The sequence below is a fragment of the Bacillus sp. ISO11 genome (assembly GCF_003458115.1).
GTDB classification, from domain to species: domain Bacteria; phylum Bacillota; class Bacilli; order Bacillales; family Bacillaceae_G; genus Bacillus_A; species Bacillus_A cereus.
The window spans coordinates 39806-58981 of sequence record NZ_QXCO01000006.1 but is presented as its reverse complement, the minus strand read 5'-3'; the positions used below and the strand labels follow the sequence as shown (position 1 = coordinate 58981).

The window sequence follows — 19176 nt, the reverse complement described above, 5'->3', positions numbered from 1 at the left end:
AATTATGACTAGAACAGTAAGTATGTCAACTGCAATTAATGAAGCGATGAAAATCTCAATGCGTCGTGATGAAAATGTAATTTTAATAGGTGAAGATGTTGCAGGCGGTGCACAAGTTGATCATCTGCAAGATGATGAAGCTTGGGGTGGTGTTCTTGGTGTTACGAAAGGACTTGTACAAGAGTTTGGCCGAAATCGTATATTGGATACACCAATTTCTGAAGCGGGTTATATGGGAGCTGCGATGGCAGCTGCTGCAACTGGGTTACGTCCGATAGCTGAGTTAATGTTTAATGATTTTATTGGTAGTTGTCTTGACCAAGTATTAAACCAAGGTGCGAAATTCCGTTATATGTTTGGAGGTAAAGCAAAAGTACCCGTTACAGTACGTACGATGCATGGTGCTGGTTTTAGTGCAGCAGCTCAGCATTCACAAAGTTTGTACGCATTATTTACGAGCATACCAGGTATTAAAGTTGTTGTTCCTTCCACGCCGTATGATGCAAAAGGCTTATTATTAGCAGCAATTGAAGATGATGATCCAGTAATCTTCTTTGAAGATAAAACACTTTACAATATGAAAGGTGAAGTGCCGGAAGGGTATTATACAATTCCTTTAGGAAAAGCAGATATTAAACGAGAAGGTTCTGATGTAACAATTGTCGCAATCGGAAAACAAGTTCATACAGCACTTGCAGCTGCAAAGCAATTATCGAAAAAGGGGCTTGAAGTAGAAGTAATTGATCCACGATCTTTATCACCGCTTGATGAAGATACTATTTTATCATCTGTTGAAAAAACAAATCGTCTTATCGTTATTGACGAAGCGAATCCAAGATGTAGTATCGCAACAGATATTGCGGCAATTGTAGCGGATAAAGGTTTTGATTTGTTAGATGCACCTATTAAACGAATTACAGCACCACATACACCTGTTCCGTTCTCACCACCACTTGAAAAGTTGTATTTGCCAACGCCAGAAAAAGTAATTGAAACTGTATCAGAAATGATTGGAGACCAATCTTTATTACATGTGTAATAAAACGATGAGAAGGGAGAGAGACACATGGCTGTAGAAGTTGTAATGCCGAAGTTAGGTATGGCGATGAAAGAAGGTATTATTACGAGCTGGAATATTAAAGCAGGCGATAATGTAGCAAAAGGAGAACTGATTGCTAGTATTAATTCAGAAAAAATTGAAACGGAAATTGAAGCGCCAGCTGATGGTACGGTACTTGATATAGCTGTAAGTGAAGATGAAGGAGTGCCGCCTGGTACTGTAATTTGCTACATCGGTAAACCGAATGAAAAAGTAGAAATGCAGGAAAGCACACATGTTATAGAAGAAAAAACATCTAATATAGAAGTACAAAATGTACAAAATCAAGAACCAAATGGGAAAGAAGTATCGAAGCAAAGAATTAAAATTTCACCTGTAGCGAAGAAAATTGCAAAGTCTGAAAATCTGGATATCAAGGCATTAGTTGGTACAGGTCCTGGCGGAAGGATTACAAAGGCAGATGTATTAAAGGCGCTAGAAGAAAGAGTAGCAAATCCAGAAGTACCTGAACAAGAAGAAAGTACAGTCGTTCCTGTTACTGGTATGAGAAAAGCAATTGCGAGTCGTATGCATGCAAGCTTACAAAATAGTGCGCAATTAACATTAACGATGAAAGTAGATGTTACAGATTTAGTTGCATTACATAAAGACATAGCGGAAGTTGTACAAAAACGATACGAAAACAAACTAACTATTACGGATTTCGTTTCTCGTGCTGTTGTATTAGCGCTTAGAGAGCATAAAGAAATGAACAGCGCTTATATAGATGATGCAATTCATCAATTTGAACATGTGCATTTAGGCATAGCAGTCGCATTAGAAAAAGGATTAGTCGTTCCAGCTATTCGCTTTGCAAATAATTTATCTTTAGTAGAGTTGTCTAAAGAGATTAAGGATATGGCACAAAAGGCGCGAGCAGGTAGCTTAAGTAGTGATGATATGCACGGAACGACATTTACAATTAGTAATTTAGGTAGCTTTGGTATTGAATATTTCACACCTGTATTAAATACACCTGAGACTGGTATTTTAGGTATTGGCGCAATTGAACATGTTCCTGTATATAAAGGGAAAAAATTAAAAAAAGGTAGTATGTTACCTTTAAGTTTAACATTCGATCATCGTGCACTAGACGGTGCACCAGCAGCTGCATTTTTACGCACAATTAAATATTATTTAGAAGAACCTATAACAATTCTTTTATAAAGAGAAGGTGAGAGAATGAGTAAATTAGTTGTAATTGGAGGCGGACCAGCTGGATATGTAGCGGCAATTACCGCGGCTCAAAATGGAAAAGAGGTCACTCTTATTGATGAAGCTGACCTTGGCGGAACGTGTTTAAATGTTGGGTGTATGCCGACGAAATCATTGTTAGAAAGTGCAGAAGTGCATGACATTGTGAGAAAAGCGAATGATTATGGGGTTACGCTTAATACAGGAAGTATATCAATTGATTGGGATCAAATACAGGCAAGGAAATCACAAATCGTAATGCAACTCGTCCAAGGAATACAATATTTAATGAAGAAAAATAAAATTAAAGTTGTAAAAGGAAAAGCGAAATTCGAAACGGATCATCGTGTGCGAGTTGTACAAGGAAATAAAGAAGAAGTAGTGGATGGAGAGAGGTTTATTATCGCAGCTGGTTCCGAACCTACAGAATTACCATTCGCTCCGTTTGATGGAAAATGGATTTTAAATAGTAGCCATGCGATGTCTCTTGAGAGTGTACCATCTTCATTGTTAATCGTTGGCGGTGGTGTAATAGGATGCGAGTTTGCAAGTATTTATAGTCGCCTTGGGACAAAAGTTACGATTGTTGAAATGGCACCGCAATTATTACCAGGTGAAGATGAAGATATCGCACATATTTTAAGAGAGAAATTAGAAAGTGATGGCGTAGAAATATTTACAGGAGCTGCTTTAAAAGGATTAAATAATTATAAGAAGCAAGCTTCATTTGAATATGAGGGAATTACTCAAGAAGTAACTCCAGAATTTGTTCTTGTTTCTGTAGGAAGAAAACCACGAGTGCAACAATTAGGATTAGAAAAGGCAGGGGTTCAGTTTTCAAATAAAGGGATTTCTGTGAATGAACATATGCAAACGAACGTATCGCATATTTACGCAGCTGGTGATGTAATCGGTGGAATTCAGCTTGCTCACGTTGCCTTCCATGAAGGAACGACAGCAGCATTACACGCAAGTGGAGAAGACGTGAAAGTAAATTATCACGCTGTGCCTCGATGTATATACACAGCTCCAGAAATAGCTAGTGTCGGGTTAAGTGAAAAAGGTGCAAGAGAACAATATGGTGATATTCTCATCGGAGAATTTCCTTTTACAGCGAACGGAAAAGCTCTTATTTTAGGAGAACAAGTAGGGAAAGTAAAAGTCATTGTGGAACCTAAATACCAAGAAATTGTAGGGATTTCTATTATCGGTCCTTATGCAACTGAACTTATTGGTCAAGGAACCGTAATGATTCATACAGAAGTTACCGCTGATATAATGAGAGATTATATTGCAGCACATCCAACTTTATCTGAGGCGATTCATGAAGCGTTAATGCAAGCAGTAGGACATGCTGTACATGCTTAAATAGAAATATGATAAACCACTATTCTCTAAATGAAAGAGAGAATAGTGGTTTGAATTTTTATAGAAGAAATTAAATGTCTTATTACTATTTAATTTCAATCGCTGAAGTAATATCGTTCCAATCAGCAGCTAAATTAGCAGTTTTACCGTACCAATCAGCGTGTTTAAATAAAACGCCTTTTCCATATCCTTGTGTTGAAGTGTGCTCCCAAAGTGTCGTTGAATAACTTGCAGAAGGTGACGCTGTACTTACAGAAGAAATTCTGTCATTCCAGCTAGACGGTAAGTTTTTAAATCCGCTGCTCCAGTAAATGTATTGGCCACCTTTATCTTTATGTTCATAAAAATCAGTACTACCAGCACCGCTACCTAAAGGATTAATTTTATTTTTAATTGCTTTTTTATCCTTTTCAATATACGCATCTAATGTTTCACGACTAGTAAAACCATAAGCTAGCCAATCCCCATTTTCATTTTGCTCTGGTAATACCATAGTAATTTGGATATTTTTCTTATCCTGATCATTTAATTTTGCAAATGAATTAACATTTTGTTCATCCACTTTTAAATAATCAAATGACTTAATTGTGTTGCTTTTTTCTTCAGCACTTACCGCACCTAGTCCTCCAGTTAATGCAAAACCCGCTACTAATGTTCCTGCTACTAATTTCTTCAACATATAACCATCCCTTTTTGTTTGAATTTTTGTACAGGTGAATCTTGTACAGCTAAAATGTATTCTAATTTTATACTTTTGTAAATATTCTGAAGTTTTAGAAATAATAGGCGGAATATTTACAGTTTTACATTTTTTCTTTAGAAAAAATAGTTATTGGAATGATATAATAAGTGGATATATTGTTTTTACTGGATTTAAAAATGTTTTAGGAGAGGTGTCATTGAAATATTTTACAAGAGATTGGTATAAAAAAATGCAAGTTTTAGAATTTGTAAGTTTTATAGAGTCTATAAAAGAATGGTCAGAAATGGATATACAAAGTTTAAAGGAAGAAATAGAGGAAAGGAAAATAGATTTATTAAAATTCCTTCCTGAATCGATATACTCAATTATACAAAACATCACAATTAATTCAGAATACCCATCAGGTGAACTGAAAAAACGTATGCAAAAGTGGACAACAGATTATGAGAAAAGAGTGGCACAATTAGATCAATTATACGTAGAATATTTTAATTCCATTGAGAAAAAACTTCCGTCAAATGTCGCTCAGTTACACAAGACATCACTACACGATAGTGTAATTAAAGTAATAAAGAGAGAATCAGAAGATACTTTGTCTATCGTATTAGATTGCAGTGGTACTTTTAGTGAATTTGATAAACTTGAAGTAACCTTTATAGGAGTAACAAAGTGTTCTATGCCGGAAAACTTTGAAAATGCTTGGTGGTTATATCATGAAATAGCTCTTACTGAAGATGGTTTTGAACTAGGTGTTTTATTTGACTCTCCATTTAGAGAAGTGACGATTTGCGCGGCAGATGTATTACTTGTGAAGAAATAATGTTGTATGGAGTATTACAAACGTTTGACATAATAAAAAAATAAAGTTATTGTAGATACATGAAGTCTACAATAGGAGCTGTATTATGAAATATTCTAAAGCTACAAATTATGCTCTTCATACAATGCTTTTTCTGGCAAAGGCTACACCAAATAAGTTAGTTAGTGTTCACCAATTAGCAGAAATGCAAAATGTTTCACCAACGTACTTGTCTAAAATACTAACTAAGTTGACGAAGGAAGGGATGATACATTCATCATCTGGTCCAAAGGGCGGTTACTCGCTTAGTAAGAATTGGGAAGATATTTCATTTTTAGATATTATACATGCAATTGAAGGTAAAACATCATTGTTTGAATGTTGTTTACATGACAAACCTGGATGTTTAATTAATGAAGTAATGCTCGCAGCAGAAGAGAAAATGGAAGAAGAGTTACGGAATCAAAAAATCGTAGATCTTGCGAAAAAAATAAAAGTGGATTTTTAATCTGCTTTTATTTTTAAATTAATTAAGGATAAAAAGACTCTTTGATATCTTTAATTGTAGTTAGAAAATGATATGAAGAAGGAGAGAAGATGATGACTAAATTTTGGAATGATCGATATAAATCAGATGAATATTTTTACGGGGAAGAACCTAATACATTTATTAAAGAACAAGCATTTCGTTTAGCAAATCACAATAAAGTAATAGCATTTGCGGAGGGAGAAGGTAGAAATGCTGTATTTCTAGCAAGACAAGGGAACGAAGTAACAGCTATTGATTATTCGGAAGATGGATTAGAGAAGACAAAAAAATTGGCAGAGAAGCATAACGTAAACGTGCATACAAAAAAAGTAGATTTATTAGCTGATAGTTTGCCAGAAAATGAATATGATGCAGCAGTTATGGTATTTGGACATTTTCATGATGATTATAAAAAAATGATATTAGGTAAAATGATACAAACGATAAAGCCTGATGGTTTAATTATGTTTGAAGTTTACTCAAAAAAACAAATAAACTATGGTACTGGTGGACCAAAAGATGTTGATATGCTGTATGATCCAATTGATATCCTTACTTGGTGTGAAGAACATAAGGTAATTCATTTCTTTAATGGCGAACAAGAGCGAATTGAAGGGAAAGGGCATACTGGTTTAGCTGATGTTATTCAAGTTGTTATTAGAAAATGAATATAAGTGTTAATGAAAGTTAAATGTATGAATGTAAAAGACCAGTCATGTAAGACTGGTCTTTCTATTTAGATACTAAATTATCAAGCTTCCAATATGTATCTGTTAACGGCGCAGCTTTGCTATCTATGTATAAATACATATTATTTAAATCTTTTGGTGAAGTTTTCAGTTCAAACACAACGTCAGTAGTTAAAGAGAATTCGTGTGGAACATTTTTATAGTGCTCGTCATCTATCGGATGAGCTTCACCTTCATATTTCTGACCAGTTTTTTCATCTTGTATGAAATATTTTATTTCCGAAAGATCAATAGTTTGTCCATCGTCCCGAACATTATTAATCATAACACGAGTAGTAAGGCGTCGCTCTTTGTCTATTTTTTCAAACTTTGCATTTTCAACTGTCGCTCTATAGTATTCGTTTTTAACTATTTCTCCATAGTGCATTGCATTCTTTTCGAGAGCACTCTTTTCTTGTTTTGGTGTAGTATTGCTATTACATCCTGTTAATATTCCAGTAAATAATAATGCTGTACATGTCGTTTTGATTAATGATTTCATAGTAATCCCTTTCTGTGTTAAAAAGTAAAACATAGGAATAATTTTACATCAATAGGAAGGTGAATGGAAGTATTTTTGCGTAATATACAGATATACATTTATTTGGTTGTCAAGTTAACAGGATAGAAAGAGGGAGAAGACTGTATAAAACGGAATAAATAAGAACTGAAAATATTGTAAAACAGAAGAGGCATACATATAATTAAAATAAAGTTTAAGTTTCTGAATCTTCAATAACGGTGGTGATAACATGTTTACTGAAGAACGTCGAGAGAGAATCTTAGAACTACTTAATACAGATGGAAGAGTAATCGCAAAGGAACTTGCGGAAAGATTTGAAATGTCTATTGATTCTATAAGAAGAGATTTGTCTATTATGGAAAAGGATGGTTTATTAAAAAGAACGCACGGAGGTGCAATTGAACTTACGCGAGTGAGGAACTTAGCTGCGGAACCAGCTAAACGTTATAGTGACAGCTCAATATATGAGAACACAATTGCAAAAGTTGCGGCATCTTATATACAAGAAGATGATTCTATTTTTATTGGCGGGGCTTCCATTCATAATGCGATGCTGAAATATTTACCGGAAGTATCATTTACGGTTATTACGAATTCTATAGAAATAGCTGGTCATCTAAGAGAATATAAGAACATCGATACATATTTAATTGGTGGAAAAGTAAAGCCTTCAGGAAATATTACTGATACATTTGCCTCTGAATTGATAAGTAGATTTTCTATTGATCTTTATTTCTCTACAGGTGGAGGCATTTCATTACAAGGTATTAGTACTGTAACACCTGAAGTTGCTTATTTTAGTAAAAGAGTAAGTGAAATTGCTAGAAGAAATATTTGTTTAGCTCCGCATAATAAACTTGGAATAGATTGTTTTATAAGAGGAGAGTCTCTAAAAGAAATTGACCTTATTATAACTGACGAAGAGGCTAGTAAAGAAACTGTTCAGGAATTTGAGAAACAAGGTAAACAAGTTGTAATAGCGCCATTATATTGATTTGAAAGGAGTTTGACATGATTGTAAAAGAGCAAGAGTATCATATAAATGGATTAACTTATACAATTCGTTCTGCAGCTGAAAAAGATGCTGAGCAGTTATCGAAAATTAGAGTTCAGATTGATGGAGAAACTGAAAATATGGATAGAGATGCTGGAGAGGGATTTATAGATGACCTAGGGTTTCAAAAAATAATAAAAACAGATAGTGAAGAAACGAAGAATCTCTTTTTAGTTGTAGAAGTGCACAATCGAATTGTTGGATTTTCAAGATGTGAAGGATCAAATTTTAAGAGATTATCTCATAAAGTGGAGTTTGGCGTTTGTATTTTAAAAGAGTTTTGGGGATATAGAATGGGGAAGAGCCTATTACAACAATCTATTAAATGGGCTGACGAAAATGCAGTAAATAAAATATCTTTACAAGTATTAGAGACAAACGAGAAAGCTATTCATCTTTATAAAAAATTAGGTTTTGAAGTAGAAGGCATTTTGAAAAATGACAAAAGACTATCGGATGGAAAGTATTATAATACGGTAGTGATGGGAAGATTTACTAATACTTTTCATGAAAGAGGTGAAGAAGTATGTTTTACAGAAGGAAGTACTATGTAGTGAAAAATGAATTCATAGAAGTATTTAATGATCATTTCAATCACACGAACTTACCTAATCAATTAAAGCATGGTTCTAGGCTAATAGGACGCTGGATGAAAGATAATAAGAATGGTACGTCTGAAGTATTTGCCATATGGGAATATGATAGTTATGAACAGTATAATGAAATAGAATCGAAAATTAGAAGTGACGAGAGGCATATTAAAGGAATACATGAATGGTATGAAAACCATGGCGGGAAAGAATATGTTTTACAGGAGTACATAGTAGAGATGAAAAATGAAGAGTTAGTATGTACTGTAAAGTAATAGAGGGGTGAGGGATAATAGGAATGAAAACAAAATTATATTTTAGTTTAGCATCCACTATTTTATTTGCAATAGCCGTGATTGTTTTCTTTATAAACGGCAATCCACAAAAGTGGTTTTGGTTATGTATTTTCTTTGCGTCCATTATACAAAATATAGTGCTACTAAAAAAGAATAAAGAAGCGCATGAAGATATTCAAATTATTAACATATTTGTGTCGTCTTGCTAGTTGTATTGAAAGCGCTTTTATTCAGTTTTATAATAAAAGTATGTTTTATAAATCTCCAAAACAATTAAAAGGGAGATGATACAATGTTAGCTTCACCGTTTTACTTACATACATGGAAAAAGTTTGTTAATGAAGGTGTTCTTGATTCAAATCGCATAAATCAAAGAATTTCAGAATCGTGGCATCGATGTAAACAGGCTAATGTTAATCCTCACATGAATAAAGGTCAGAAAATTTTGTCTTCTAACATTTTTCAAGAACAAAAGAAAAAGAGTGAAATTTTCCTTGATATCGCATTACCTCAAATACAAAATATGAGAAAAACCATTGATGAACTACAAATGATGGCATTATTAATCGATCCAGATGGTTATGTTCTATCGTTAAGTGGAAATAAACAAACGTTAAAGCGAGCGAAACATATTAATTTTATTGAAGGTGTAAAATGGACGGAATCAGCTGTTGGCACAAATGCAATTGGAACAGCGCTAGAAATTGAAGAAGCTATTATGATAAGTGGTACTGAACATTACACCGTGGCATCTCATAGCTGGAGTTGTGCGGCTGCTCCCATTCATAATGATGATGGGAAATTAATTGGTGTTCTAGATTTCTCGTGTCCAATTGAATTTTCGCATCCATATATGCTCGGTATGGTAACTTCAATTGCACATGCGATAGAACGTGAATGTAGCATAAGAGTTCATCAAAATGAATTACACTTAATCCATCGTTTTTTAGATGTCATTGATAGTGATGAACAAGTAGTTATTTGTAATCATCGTGATGTTATCGTTTCTGCGAGTAAGAGCGTTCGTGAACGAATAAATAATTGGTCAAGAATGAAACTTGAAGAGTTAATGCACCATGGATTGGAAACTAAATTAGAGATACCAGTATATAGTAATGAAAGAATGATTGGGAAATGTATGTATTTAAAGGAAAATAAACAAATGAATACATATTCTGCTCTCACATTTATAAAAGGGATTACTTTTTCAGGAGTTACCGGGACAAGCAGAGCATTTCAACACACACTAGAAGAAATTAAGCTTGTTTCACCGACTGATGCTAGTGTGTATGTATGTGGTGAGACAGGAGTAGGAAAGGAATATGTCGCGAGAGCGATTCATGAAAATAGTCCAAGAAAAGACGGGCCCTTTATAGCTGTTAACTGCGGTTCTTTGCCTAAAGAATTAATGGAAAGTGAATTGTTCGGTTATGCTGAAGGTGCATTTACAGGTGCGCGACGTCAAGGATATAAAGGGAAATTTGAACAAGCAAACGGAGGAACATTATTTTTAGATGAAATTGGTGAAGTACCACCAGAGATGCAAGTAGCATTATTGCGTGTTTTACAAGAACGCACAATAACTCCAATTGGGAGTTCAAAATTGGTACCAGTAAATATTCGTATTATTACTGCCACACATAAAGATTTACTACGGTTAGTAGAAGAAGGGAAATTCCGTCAAGATTTATATTATCGTTTGCACGTTTATCCGTTATATGTTCCATCGTTAATAGAAAGAAAAGAGGATATCCCATATTTTATACAACACTTTTGCGAACGGAAGAATTGGAATGTTGTATTTCCAAAGAGTATATACAATCAATTTTTACAACATACATGGCCCGGAAATATTCGGGAACTAGTAAATGTATTAGAACGCATTTACATTTTGTCGCAAGGACGGGAAATATGCGAAAAACAAGTCGCTTTTTTGCTGCAAACAATGAGGGGAAATCAACAACAACTTGAGTTACAAGTTGAAAATAAAACAGAACATACATTGAATTTTCGTGAAAAAATACAGCGTGATAGCATGATTGAAGCATTACAAAAGACAAATGGAAATGTTTCGTTAGCTGCAAAACTATTAAATGTACCCCGTAGTACATTTTATAAACGAATGCAAAAATATAAGTTATAAAGTAGATTTTTGCAATCTACTTTTTCTTTGTGGGCTCATGTTCTGTCGGAATGTGCGCTTACCGGGGAAATAATAGAACAGTTAGAAATTAATTTCCGAAAGGGGGACTTATGTGAAGTATATTGAAATTGGCTTCGGAAATAGGTGGTTCGTTCGAACAGAAACTGAAAATAAAGATGGAACTGAATTTGAGGAACGAGGAATTATAAAACCTATTTATTTTGAGTCTTTATATGTACGAATTTGGTTTCGGAAAACGTGTTTTATTTTTGATACGAAAGAAGGGTTTAAAAAAACTAAGAAGAGGAGGATTGAATATAAATTTATAGTTGGAATTGTAAGTAGACTGAATAAAGAAAAAGTGTGCTGATATACGTTATTATATTGACCAGGAAATTCTTTGGACTTATATTAAATTCATAAAAAGCAATTTTACTAAATATAAATTGTTAATAAAACCACTAAAAATTATTATCAAGACCTAAAAGCTAAAAATCCTAAAAAAATAAAGGTGAGCGCATATTAGTCATGTATAATATGTACTCACCTTTATTTTCTTGTTCAAAGCACCCGTTAGTCACTCATGGAACATGGAATAAAGTGTGGTATTGATTTAAAATAAAGTTTGATAATTTATAAAAAAGATTGATAAAACCCTGTATTAATATAAGATTTTTCTTTTGCCCCTTAAATTTCAGTTGTATTGTTCAATTAAAGGGCCAGATTGTTGAGGAAACAGGAATAATAAGAATACTCAAAAGATTGTTTGTGAAGTGTTACACTTAAACTAACGGGCAGTTTAGCTTAAGTACATTTTTTCACAAATTTAAAGGGGGATATTTCCCCATTTTTTATACCAGCTTAACGTTGATTCGGGAATGTTGAACTTCGCTACCTGCTAATTGAATTCTACTTCATCTGGAGACCTTTAAATTAAAATGTTTCCTTTCTTCTGACAGACTTATTAAATTTCGAAAACAATCAATTCAATCATCTTTTCGTATAGAAAAACTTATTAAGAAACATGCACTAGAAAAAATATAAATCATATATAGGAGATATCCCGTTTGAATGCTTGAGGAGGATATTATGAAACCTATGTTACCTAGTGAAAAATATTTCGGTAATTTAGAACTAGTTTATGCATTTTATGGGGCTATGCCTACAGGTGTTACTGTTTCAGAAACCGGTCGTATTTTCATTTGCTTTCCGAAATGGGGAGACGATGTTAAATTTACGGTGGCGGAAATTTTTGAGGATAAATTGCAGCCTTATCCTAATTTACAAACCAATTTGGTTAATCCCGAGAATATCCCAATGACTTTCATCAGTGTCCAAAGTGTAGTTGCTGATGGAAGGGGAACGCTTTGGATATTAGATACAGCGGCACCCAATTTTTCTGAACCTATTAAAGGGGGGGCAAAATTAGTCGCTGTTGATTTAGAAACCAATACAATAAGAAAAGTATATACCTTTACAGAAGATGTTGTCCTGCCTACAACTTATCTGAATGATGTCCGTTTTGATTTTCGTGTTGGAAAAGCAGGTTATGCCTATATAACGGATTCTTCTTCAAGAGGACCAGGAGCTATTATCGTCGTAGATTTATTAAATGGAAACGCGTTTAGACGGTTAAATGGAGCAAATTCAACTTCACCCGATCCCTATTTTTTACCGAAAGTAGAAGGTCAAATTTTAATGAATCGAAACAAAGACGGTTCAACTTCTCCATTTAGGTTGGCGTCTGATAGTCTTGCGATTTCTCCCGATGGAAAGATATTATTTTTTGCTCCACTAACCAGTCGGCATTTGTTCTCGATCTCAACAGAAGCCTTGAGAGACAGAACGATACCGGACATGAATTTACCTTATCATGTGGAGTATTGGGGAGAAAAAGGTGCGTCTGATGGAATGATCACCGATGCAAAGGGAGCTGTTTATGCTGGAGATTATGAAAACAACAGTATCCGTAAGATATTGCCAAATGGCATAATGGAAGCTATCGCACATGATCCGAGAATTTTGTGGCCGGATACTTTTTCAATTGGTCCGGATCAATATTTGTATGTCATTGTGAACCAATTACATCGACAGCCTAGATTTCATTATGGAAAAGACTTACGACAGAAACCTTATAGTTTACTTCGTATCAAAATTGATGAATTTCCTGCTCCGACCTCTTCATAATAAAAATAGTCAATTAATTGTTTTCATTGATAGAAAATGATCAAACTTTTTTATAAAACCAAAACATAAACCTGCTGGATAAGAATCCATTTTGATCAATCTTTTTCAAAATGGATTCTTTTTATTTACCATAGAATACGGGTTAACACGATATTTTTAATCAAACTTTATTTTAAAATTACGAAGGAACTCATGAATGTTTTAAAAAATATGGTGAAGTAGTAATACCCCAACTTATGAGTGAAATTAATGAAAAGTTAAAATGGGATGTTGTTAGTTATGTAGATCATAAGGAGTATGCTTTATGGCCACTACTAAAATATTTTAAAAAGATAATTAAACAAGATTCACAAGAATGGAAAACACGAGGTTTAGAACTGTATAAATTATCTAGTGTAGCAGATATAAAGGGGAGTAATAGAGCCTCGTACGATATACAAAAAGAAATTGCAACTGCTGCAGTAAAAAGTGGGATTAATGACATATGGCAAGTTAGACAACATGATGAAGAATTTCTTTTCTCGTTAAATTTAATATATAATCAATTATTTGATTTTGTGGAGATTGCTACTGATATTGAAGAGTTAATTTCTATTTGGATATTAAGTTGTGGGATATTATCTTGGTATCACAAAGAAGACCGAGCAGGATTAAAACATATTTATTTCAAATGTATAAATAAAGGTAAAGAAATAGGCGCTGAAGAAATTGAAAAACTATTAGCGGATTTATCACCAGAACAAGTAAAGATTGCTTTTTATCAAGAAAGTAAGGAATATGTAAAAATACTAAATCAAACTGATTATGATCAAAGAAGTAAATTAGAAGAAAGTGAATTAAAAGCAATTCTAAGTGAAATGAAAGAGGAGAAAATAATAGAGTTTTTAAAATTTGAAAAGAATTCATTGATGAGATGGACTTCAATTAATATTGCTTGGGATATTATTGGAAATCGTGGTGAGATTTCTAAGGACATTGCTGAAGAATTTACTGAAATTATTTTAAGTAGATTAGAGAGTTATTCTTGGGAAAATTCGGGGGGATAAGCATTGTTGAAAAAATTAAAAATATATTAAAAGAAGATTTTTTATGGGATTTGGCGGAATATAATATAAAAAATCTTGATGACGATGACAATTATTATACTTGTAGCTCGAATATGGAGTTTCTGTTGCAATACGCAGGAGATTTATTATTTATAGATATTGTGAAATATATGTTCGATGAAGAGTTGAAATGTCACTATATGTGGCTAACTGGATGTGGACATATAAGCTTTAATTTTGAAATTGCTCCTTCAACTAGCTATTTACCTCAGCCTAAAGATATTAAAGAACTTGTTTGTAATATTCTATTTGAAGATTTTTCATTGAAAATCTCAATAGCTCTTTCATATATTTCTTTATCAACACAAAATCTTTCTGTTATCCAATAATTAAGTTCAGAAGATGTAATGATTTGTTCTCTTTTCTTACCTTGGAAATATCGTTTTAAAACATTATCATTAATAGAAGTTGGAATACCATCGATATAACCGAAAATCTGAATTTTCTTTAATACAGGAGATGTATGCCAATCGTTAGACCTTGAAATAAGTTCTTTCATATTTGATAAGTGTATTGGTTCTTTTACTTTTTCTTGATGAGCTTTAATAAGCTCATTTAGAAACTTTAAGCTAGTAGGCTGTTTTGTCGTTCCTAAAAATGATAGAAAGCTATTTACTAGTTGTACTTGGGTCATTTTCTTATCCTTTCTATATAGAAATTGTTATTGGTATTATTATAGAATATATGTCAGAAAATACAGTTATTCATTAATGGAGTGGGAGAGAATTATATGTCGATGTCGCTATATTATAAAAAAATCCGGGAGCAATTAGGACATGAACTAATATTCATGCCAAGTGTAGCTGCTGTTATAAAAAATGGGCAGGGAGATATTTTGTTTCAATATCCTGGCGGGGAATACTGGAGTTTGCCAGCTGGAGCAATTGAGCCTGGAGAAACTCCAGAAGAAGCGGTAGTTCGTGAAGTGTGGGAAGAAACGGGTTTGAAAGTGCAAGTAAAAAAACAAAAAGGGGTATTTGGAGGGGAAAGGTTCCGTCATATATATCCGAATGGCGATCAAGTAGAATATATTGTTGTTGTGTTTGAATGTGAAATTACTAGTGGAAAACTGAAATCGATAGATGGTGAATCTTTAAAACTACAATATTTCTCATTTTCTGAAAAGCCTCCTTTAGCACTACCATACCCGGATAATATATTTTTATAGATGTAAAATAGCACACCTTATTTATTGAAGGTGTGCTATTTATATAACCCGGTCGTATACATCTCCGTTAACGTATACACAATTTCCTCTAAGTTAATCTTTTTGTCATTTTGCATAATAGTCCAAAGAAACGATTCATTCATCGCGAACCAACCGCGTGCTACAATCTCTTTATTTAAATTAGGTTGTGCTAATCCACTTTCTTGAGAGTAAGTAATATCCTGTTTAATGCTTGTTATAAAACGTTCCCGAATCTCATCCCATTTTTGCCGTATTTCTCTTGATAATCCTATCGCTTCCTCTACAACTTGCAAAATAGCGCGTTCTTCATCTGCTAATTGCAGGAATGCTCTAACTTGATTTTGGATCATTATACGTGCTTCCTCTTTTGTTTGTGGAGAAAAAGAGCGTTCAGCGATATTATAAAAACGATTCATAACATCTTCCATTAAACTAATTAGGAGATCATCTTTGTTTTTGAAGTATACATATGCTGTTCCGTAACCAGTTTCTGCATGTTTAATAATTTGTGTAATTGTCGTTTTTTGAAATCCATTATTTATAAAAATAGTGTAACCAGAGTGTAATAGTTTCTTCTTCGTTTCTAAGGAGCGGTGTTTTCTTGATGAAAGAGTAGAGTTTTTCAAAGAATCACCTCTTTATACTGAAATGTCTGAAAATATAATTGTATTGTAAAAGAAGTTCATATATAAAGTCAACTGACATAATATCATTGACGTTGTATCAATTGAGGTGATATATTTCAATTAGTTAGAATAAAAAGAAAATTAAGAGAAGGTGACACCATGTATAAAGAACCATTTCAACCAACTTATGAGTATGCGCTTGAATGTGATAAACATGATGAACTGAAAGATTTTCAAACTGAATTCTATAAAAAAGAAGGTACTATATATTTAGATGGAAACTCATTAGGGCTACTTTCAAAAAGAGCAGAGAAATCATTACTTACGTTGCTAGATTCGTGGAAAGAGTATGGCATTGACGGCTGGACAGAAGGTGAGCATCCGTGGTTTTTTCTCTCGGAGAAATTAGGTGAGTTGACTGCACCTCTTATTGGAGCTTTACCAGAAGAAACTATTGTAACCGGTTCCACGACGACAAATATACACCAAGTGATTGCCACATTTTATGAGCCGAAAGGAATACGTACAAAAATTCTTGCGGATGAATTAACATTCCCGTCAGATATATATGCACTTCAAAGTCAAATTCGTTTAAAAGGATTAGATCCAGATGAGCATTTAGTAAGAGTGAAAAGCAGAGATGGTAGAACACTTTCTGAAGAAGATATTATTCATGCGATGGAAGATGATATCGCTTTAATTTTATTACCTTCTGTTTTATATAGAAGTGGTCAAATTCTTGATATGAAACGTTTAACAACGGAAGCTCATAAACGCGGCATTCACATTGGATTTGATTTATGCCATTCAATAGGATCTATTCCGCATTTTTTCAAAGAATGGGATGTTGATTTCGCTATTTGGTGTAATTATAAATATTTAAATGCAGGACCTGGTGGCGTTGCAGGAATTTATGTAAATAGTAAACATTTTAATAGACTGCCAGGATTGTCTGGATGGTTTAGTTCTAGAAAAGATAAACAGTTTGATATGGAGCATACATTAACAGCTGCCGATCATGCAGGTGCTTATCAAATTGGTACACCGCACGTATTAAGTACAGCACCTTTAATTGGTTCTCTTGAAATGTTTAAAGATGCTGGTATTGAACGTTTACGCGAAAAATCTTTACATATTACAAGATATATGCTGAATTTAATTGATCACGAATTAAAAGATTTCGGATTTACAATTGGAAATCCATTAGAGGATGAAAAACGTGGCGGGCACATATATTTAGAACATGCAGAAGCAGCACGTATTTGTAAAGCGCTAAAAGCAAATGGAGTTATCCCTGATTTCCGAGCACCTAATGGAGTAAGACTGGCGCCGGTCGCTTTATATAACACATATGAAGAAGTGTGGAAATCTGTACAAATATTAAAGAAAATTATGAAAGAAGAAGAGTATAAACAGTTTGAAAATAAGCGAGAGGTTGTGGCATAAGCATGAAAACATCAGAGTGGATTGATATTTCACAACCGCTAAATAATGATATTGCAACGTGGCCAGGAGACACACCGTTCTCATATGAAGTTTCATGGTCAAAAGAAGAAAGTGGCTCGGTAAATGTTGGAAAGTTAACGATGAGTATTCATACAGGCACTCATATTGATGCACCATTTCATTTTGATAATGATGGAAAGAAAGTATTGGATTTAGATGTTCAAGTTTATGTTGGCCCAGCACGGATTATTGACGTTTCTAATCTTGAAAGCATCGGGGAAAAGGAATTAGAAAGCTTTCATTTAGAAGGTGTAGAACGATTATTATTACGTACATCTTCACATGGAAAAGCTGAAGAATTTCCAGATGTGATCCCTCATTTACGTGCAGACATAGCACCTTTTCTTTCGGAGAAAGGTATTCGTTTAATTGGAGTAGATGTACCATCAATTGATCCGCTAGATGATAAAGAATTAGCAGCGCATCATCAATTATTTAAACATGGAATTCATATTTTAGAAAATGTCGTACTAGATCATGTAGCAGACGGTGATTATGAATTGATTGCATTACCACTTGCATTAACTGATGCGGATGGAAGTCCAGTTCGAGCCGTTATTAGACCAATATAAGTAGAATCATATAAAAGGGGCGTTTGGCTAATATGAAAGAAAATGAAAAAGTAATTATGGAAAAAGGGATTCATACGGATTTTAAAGAGAATATGACGTATGGGGAATATTTACAATTAGATAGTTTACTATCTTCTCAAAAAAGATTATCAGACCATCATGATGAAATGTTATTTATCGTTATTCACCAAGCAAGTGAGCTTTGGATGAAGCTCATTTTACATGAGCTAAATGCGGCGATTGAATCTATTAAACAAGATAAATTACAACCAGCTTTTAAAATGTTAGCACGTGTATCAAAAATTCAGTCTCAAATTATTCAATCTTGGGATATTCTTGCGACATTAACACCATCAGAATATATTGAGTTTCGTGATTCACTCGGTCAAGCTTCAGGTTTTCAATCGTATCAATATCGTATGATTGAGTATGCACTTGGCTATAAAACGCCACATGCATTAAAAATTTATGAAAAGGATCCAGAATTACATGCACGACTTCATAAAGCGCTACATGCACCAAGTCTATATGATGTCGCGATTCAAGCATTAGTAAAAGAAGGATTCCCTATTCATAAAGATGTGTTAAACCGTGATATTACGCAGCCTTATGAAGAAGATGCAACAGTAGAAGCAGCATGGTTAGAAGTGTATGCGGATGTGAAAAAATATTGGAATTTATATCAGCTTGCTGAAAAATTGATTGATATTGAAGACTGGCTACAACAATGGCGTTTCCGTCATATGAAAACAGTAGAAAGAATTATTGGACATAAAATGGGTACAGGTGGATCCTCCGGTGTTTCTTATTTAAAGCGAGTACTTGATCAACAATTCTTCCCAGAGCTTTGGAATGTTCGTACGAAATTATAAAAATAAACCTGTCAGTTCATTATGGCTGACAGGTTTATTTTTATTTGAGCACAATTATGTTTAAAATGAAGGAACAAGATATAATAAATGGA

The 19176-nt window shown here is 33.7% G+C and carries 22 protein-coding genes; 18 read left to right on the top strand and 4 right to left on the bottom strand.

The window, feature by feature from the left end; genetic code table 11:
* The first annotated feature begins 4 nt into the window (after positions 1-4).
* From acoB to lpdA, 3 genes are read left to right on the top strand one after another with little or no spacing between them, the layout of a single operon-like run.
* On the top strand, positions 5-1039 hold the full coding sequence (gene acoB / locus D1166_RS08080; RefSeq protein ID WP_000198898.1) for an acetoin:2,6-dichlorophenolindophenol oxidoreductase subunit beta: 1035 nt from the start codon (positions 5-7) through the stop codon (positions 1037-1039).
* Positions 1040-1066: 27 nt separating this feature from the next.
* On the top strand, positions 1067-2266 hold the full coding sequence (locus D1166_RS08075) for a dihydrolipoamide acetyltransferase family protein (protein ID WP_097855992.1): 1200 nt from the start codon (positions 1067-1069) through the stop codon (positions 2264-2266).
* A 15-nt stretch (positions 2267-2281) separates the two neighbouring features.
* Positions 2282-3661, top strand: a complete 1380-nt coding sequence (gene lpdA, locus D1166_RS08070) for a dihydrolipoyl dehydrogenase (RefSeq protein ID WP_097861600.1) — start codon at positions 2282-2284, stop codon at positions 3659-3661.
* A gap of 85 nt (positions 3662-3746) precedes the next feature.
* On the opposite strand, the gene D1166_RS08065 is transcribed toward lpdA, so the two are convergent.
* Positions 3747-4340 (bottom strand): hypothetical protein, encoded by a 594-nt coding sequence (locus D1166_RS08065; RefSeq protein ID WP_000914430.1) that lies wholly within the window; start codon positions 4338-4340, stop codon positions 3747-3749.
* Between the two features lie 220 nt (positions 4341-4560).
* On the opposite strand from D1166_RS08065, the gene D1166_RS08060 reads away from it, so the two are divergent.
* From D1166_RS08060 to D1166_RS08050, 3 genes are all read left to right on the top strand, one after another.
* Positions 4561-5184 carry a DUF4085 domain-containing protein gene (locus D1166_RS08060; protein WP_065703914.1) on the top strand — a complete coding sequence of 208 codons (624 nt, stop codon included), beginning with the start codon at positions 4561-4563 and terminating at the stop codon, positions 5182-5184.
* An 85-nt stretch (positions 5185-5269) separates the two neighbouring features.
* Positions 5270-5671 carry an Rrf2 family transcriptional regulator gene (locus D1166_RS08055; protein ID WP_000877650.1) on the top strand — a complete coding sequence of 134 codons (402 nt, stop codon included), beginning with the start codon at positions 5270-5272 and terminating at the stop codon, positions 5669-5671.
* Between the two features lie 89 nt (positions 5672-5760).
* Positions 5761-6360, top strand: coding sequence for a class I SAM-dependent methyltransferase (locus D1166_RS08050; RefSeq protein WP_118043270.1), 600 nt, complete (start codon positions 5761-5763; stop codon positions 6358-6360).
* A 64-nt stretch (positions 6361-6424) separates the two neighbouring features.
* Here D1166_RS08050 and D1166_RS08045 read toward each other — a convergent pair whose 3' ends face one another.
* Positions 6425-6922, bottom strand: a complete 498-nt coding sequence (locus D1166_RS08045) for a hypothetical protein (protein WP_097855996.1) — start codon at positions 6920-6922, stop codon at positions 6425-6427.
* A gap of 250 nt (positions 6923-7172) precedes the next feature.
* Between D1166_RS08045 and D1166_RS08040 the strand changes: the two genes are divergently transcribed.
* From D1166_RS08040 to D1166_RS31735, 8 genes are all read left to right on the top strand, one after another.
* A complete protein-coding gene (locus tag D1166_RS08040; RefSeq protein ID WP_097855997.1) occupies positions 7173-7937 on the top strand; it encodes a DeoR/GlpR family DNA-binding transcription regulator in 765 nt (254 codons plus the stop codon).
* Positions 7938-7954: 17 nt separating this feature from the next.
* Positions 7955-8551, top strand: a complete 597-nt coding sequence (locus D1166_RS08035; protein WP_000635686.1) for a GNAT family N-acetyltransferase — start codon at positions 7955-7957, stop codon at positions 8549-8551.
* Positions 8524-8862 (top strand): NIPSNAP family protein, encoded by a 339-nt coding sequence (locus tag D1166_RS08030; protein WP_000499983.1) that lies wholly within the window; start codon positions 8524-8526, stop codon positions 8860-8862. The genes D1166_RS08035 and D1166_RS08030 overlap by 28 nt, the downstream gene beginning before the upstream one ends.
* Before the next feature lie 23 nt (positions 8863-8885).
* A complete protein-coding gene (locus D1166_RS08025) occupies positions 8886-9092 on the top strand; it encodes a hypothetical protein (RefSeq protein ID WP_097861601.1) in 207 nt (68 codons plus the stop codon).
* A gap of 83 nt (positions 9093-9175) precedes the next feature.
* A complete protein-coding gene (locus tag D1166_RS08020) occupies positions 9176-11026 on the top strand; it encodes a sigma-54-dependent Fis family transcriptional regulator (RefSeq protein ID WP_097855998.1) in 1851 nt (616 codons plus the stop codon).
* Between the two features lie 112 nt (positions 11027-11138).
* A complete protein-coding gene (locus tag D1166_RS08015; RefSeq protein ID WP_000873827.1) occupies positions 11139-11396 on the top strand; it encodes a DUF3977 family protein in 258 nt (85 codons plus the stop codon).
* A 719-nt stretch (positions 11397-12115) separates the two neighbouring features.
* Entirely contained in the window at positions 12116-13213 is a 1098-nt protein-coding gene (locus D1166_RS08010; RefSeq protein WP_097856021.1) for an L-dopachrome tautomerase-related protein, read from the top strand.
* 236 nt (positions 13214-13449) lie between these two features.
* Positions 13450-14259 (top strand): hypothetical protein, encoded by an 810-nt coding sequence (locus D1166_RS31735; protein WP_240523643.1) that lies wholly within the window; start codon positions 13450-13452, stop codon positions 14257-14259.
* 268 nt (positions 14260-14527) lie between these two features.
* Here the strand turns inward: D1166_RS31735 and D1166_RS07995 are convergent, their stop codons facing one another.
* A complete protein-coding gene (locus D1166_RS07995; RefSeq protein ID WP_000195532.1) occupies positions 14528-14953 on the bottom strand; it encodes a hypothetical protein in 426 nt (141 codons plus the stop codon).
* Positions 14954-15049: 96 nt separating this feature from the next.
* Here D1166_RS07995 and D1166_RS07985 point away from each other — a divergent pair, with 96 nt between their 5' ends.
* Positions 15050-15487 (top strand): NUDIX hydrolase, encoded by a 438-nt coding sequence (locus D1166_RS07985; RefSeq protein WP_097855999.1) that lies wholly within the window; start codon positions 15050-15052, stop codon positions 15485-15487.
* A gap of 35 nt (positions 15488-15522) precedes the next feature.
* Here the strand turns inward: D1166_RS07985 and D1166_RS07980 are convergent, their stop codons facing one another.
* Positions 15523-16134 (bottom strand): TetR/AcrR family transcriptional regulator, encoded by a 612-nt coding sequence (locus D1166_RS07980; RefSeq protein WP_097856000.1) that lies wholly within the window; start codon positions 16132-16134, stop codon positions 15523-15525.
* A 159-nt stretch (positions 16135-16293) separates the two neighbouring features.
* On the opposite strand from D1166_RS07980, the gene kynU reads away from it, so the two are divergent.
* The 3 genes from kynU to kynA are packed head-to-tail and all read left to right on the top strand — an operon-like array spanning position 16294 to position 19084.
* Positions 16294-17580, top strand: coding sequence for a kynureninase (kynU, locus tag D1166_RS07975; protein WP_097856001.1), 1287 nt, complete (start codon positions 16294-16296; stop codon positions 17578-17580).
* A gap of 2 nt (positions 17581-17582) precedes the next feature.
* Complete coding sequence (gene kynB / locus D1166_RS07970) at positions 17583-18212, top strand: arylformamidase (protein ID WP_097856002.1); 630 nt, start codon at positions 17583-17585, stop codon at positions 18210-18212.
* Between the two features lie 32 nt (positions 18213-18244).
* On the top strand, positions 18245-19084 hold the full coding sequence (gene kynA / locus D1166_RS07965) for a tryptophan 2,3-dioxygenase (RefSeq protein WP_000661957.1): 840 nt from the start codon (positions 18245-18247) through the stop codon (positions 19082-19084).
* Positions 19085-19176: the final 92 nt, after the last annotated feature.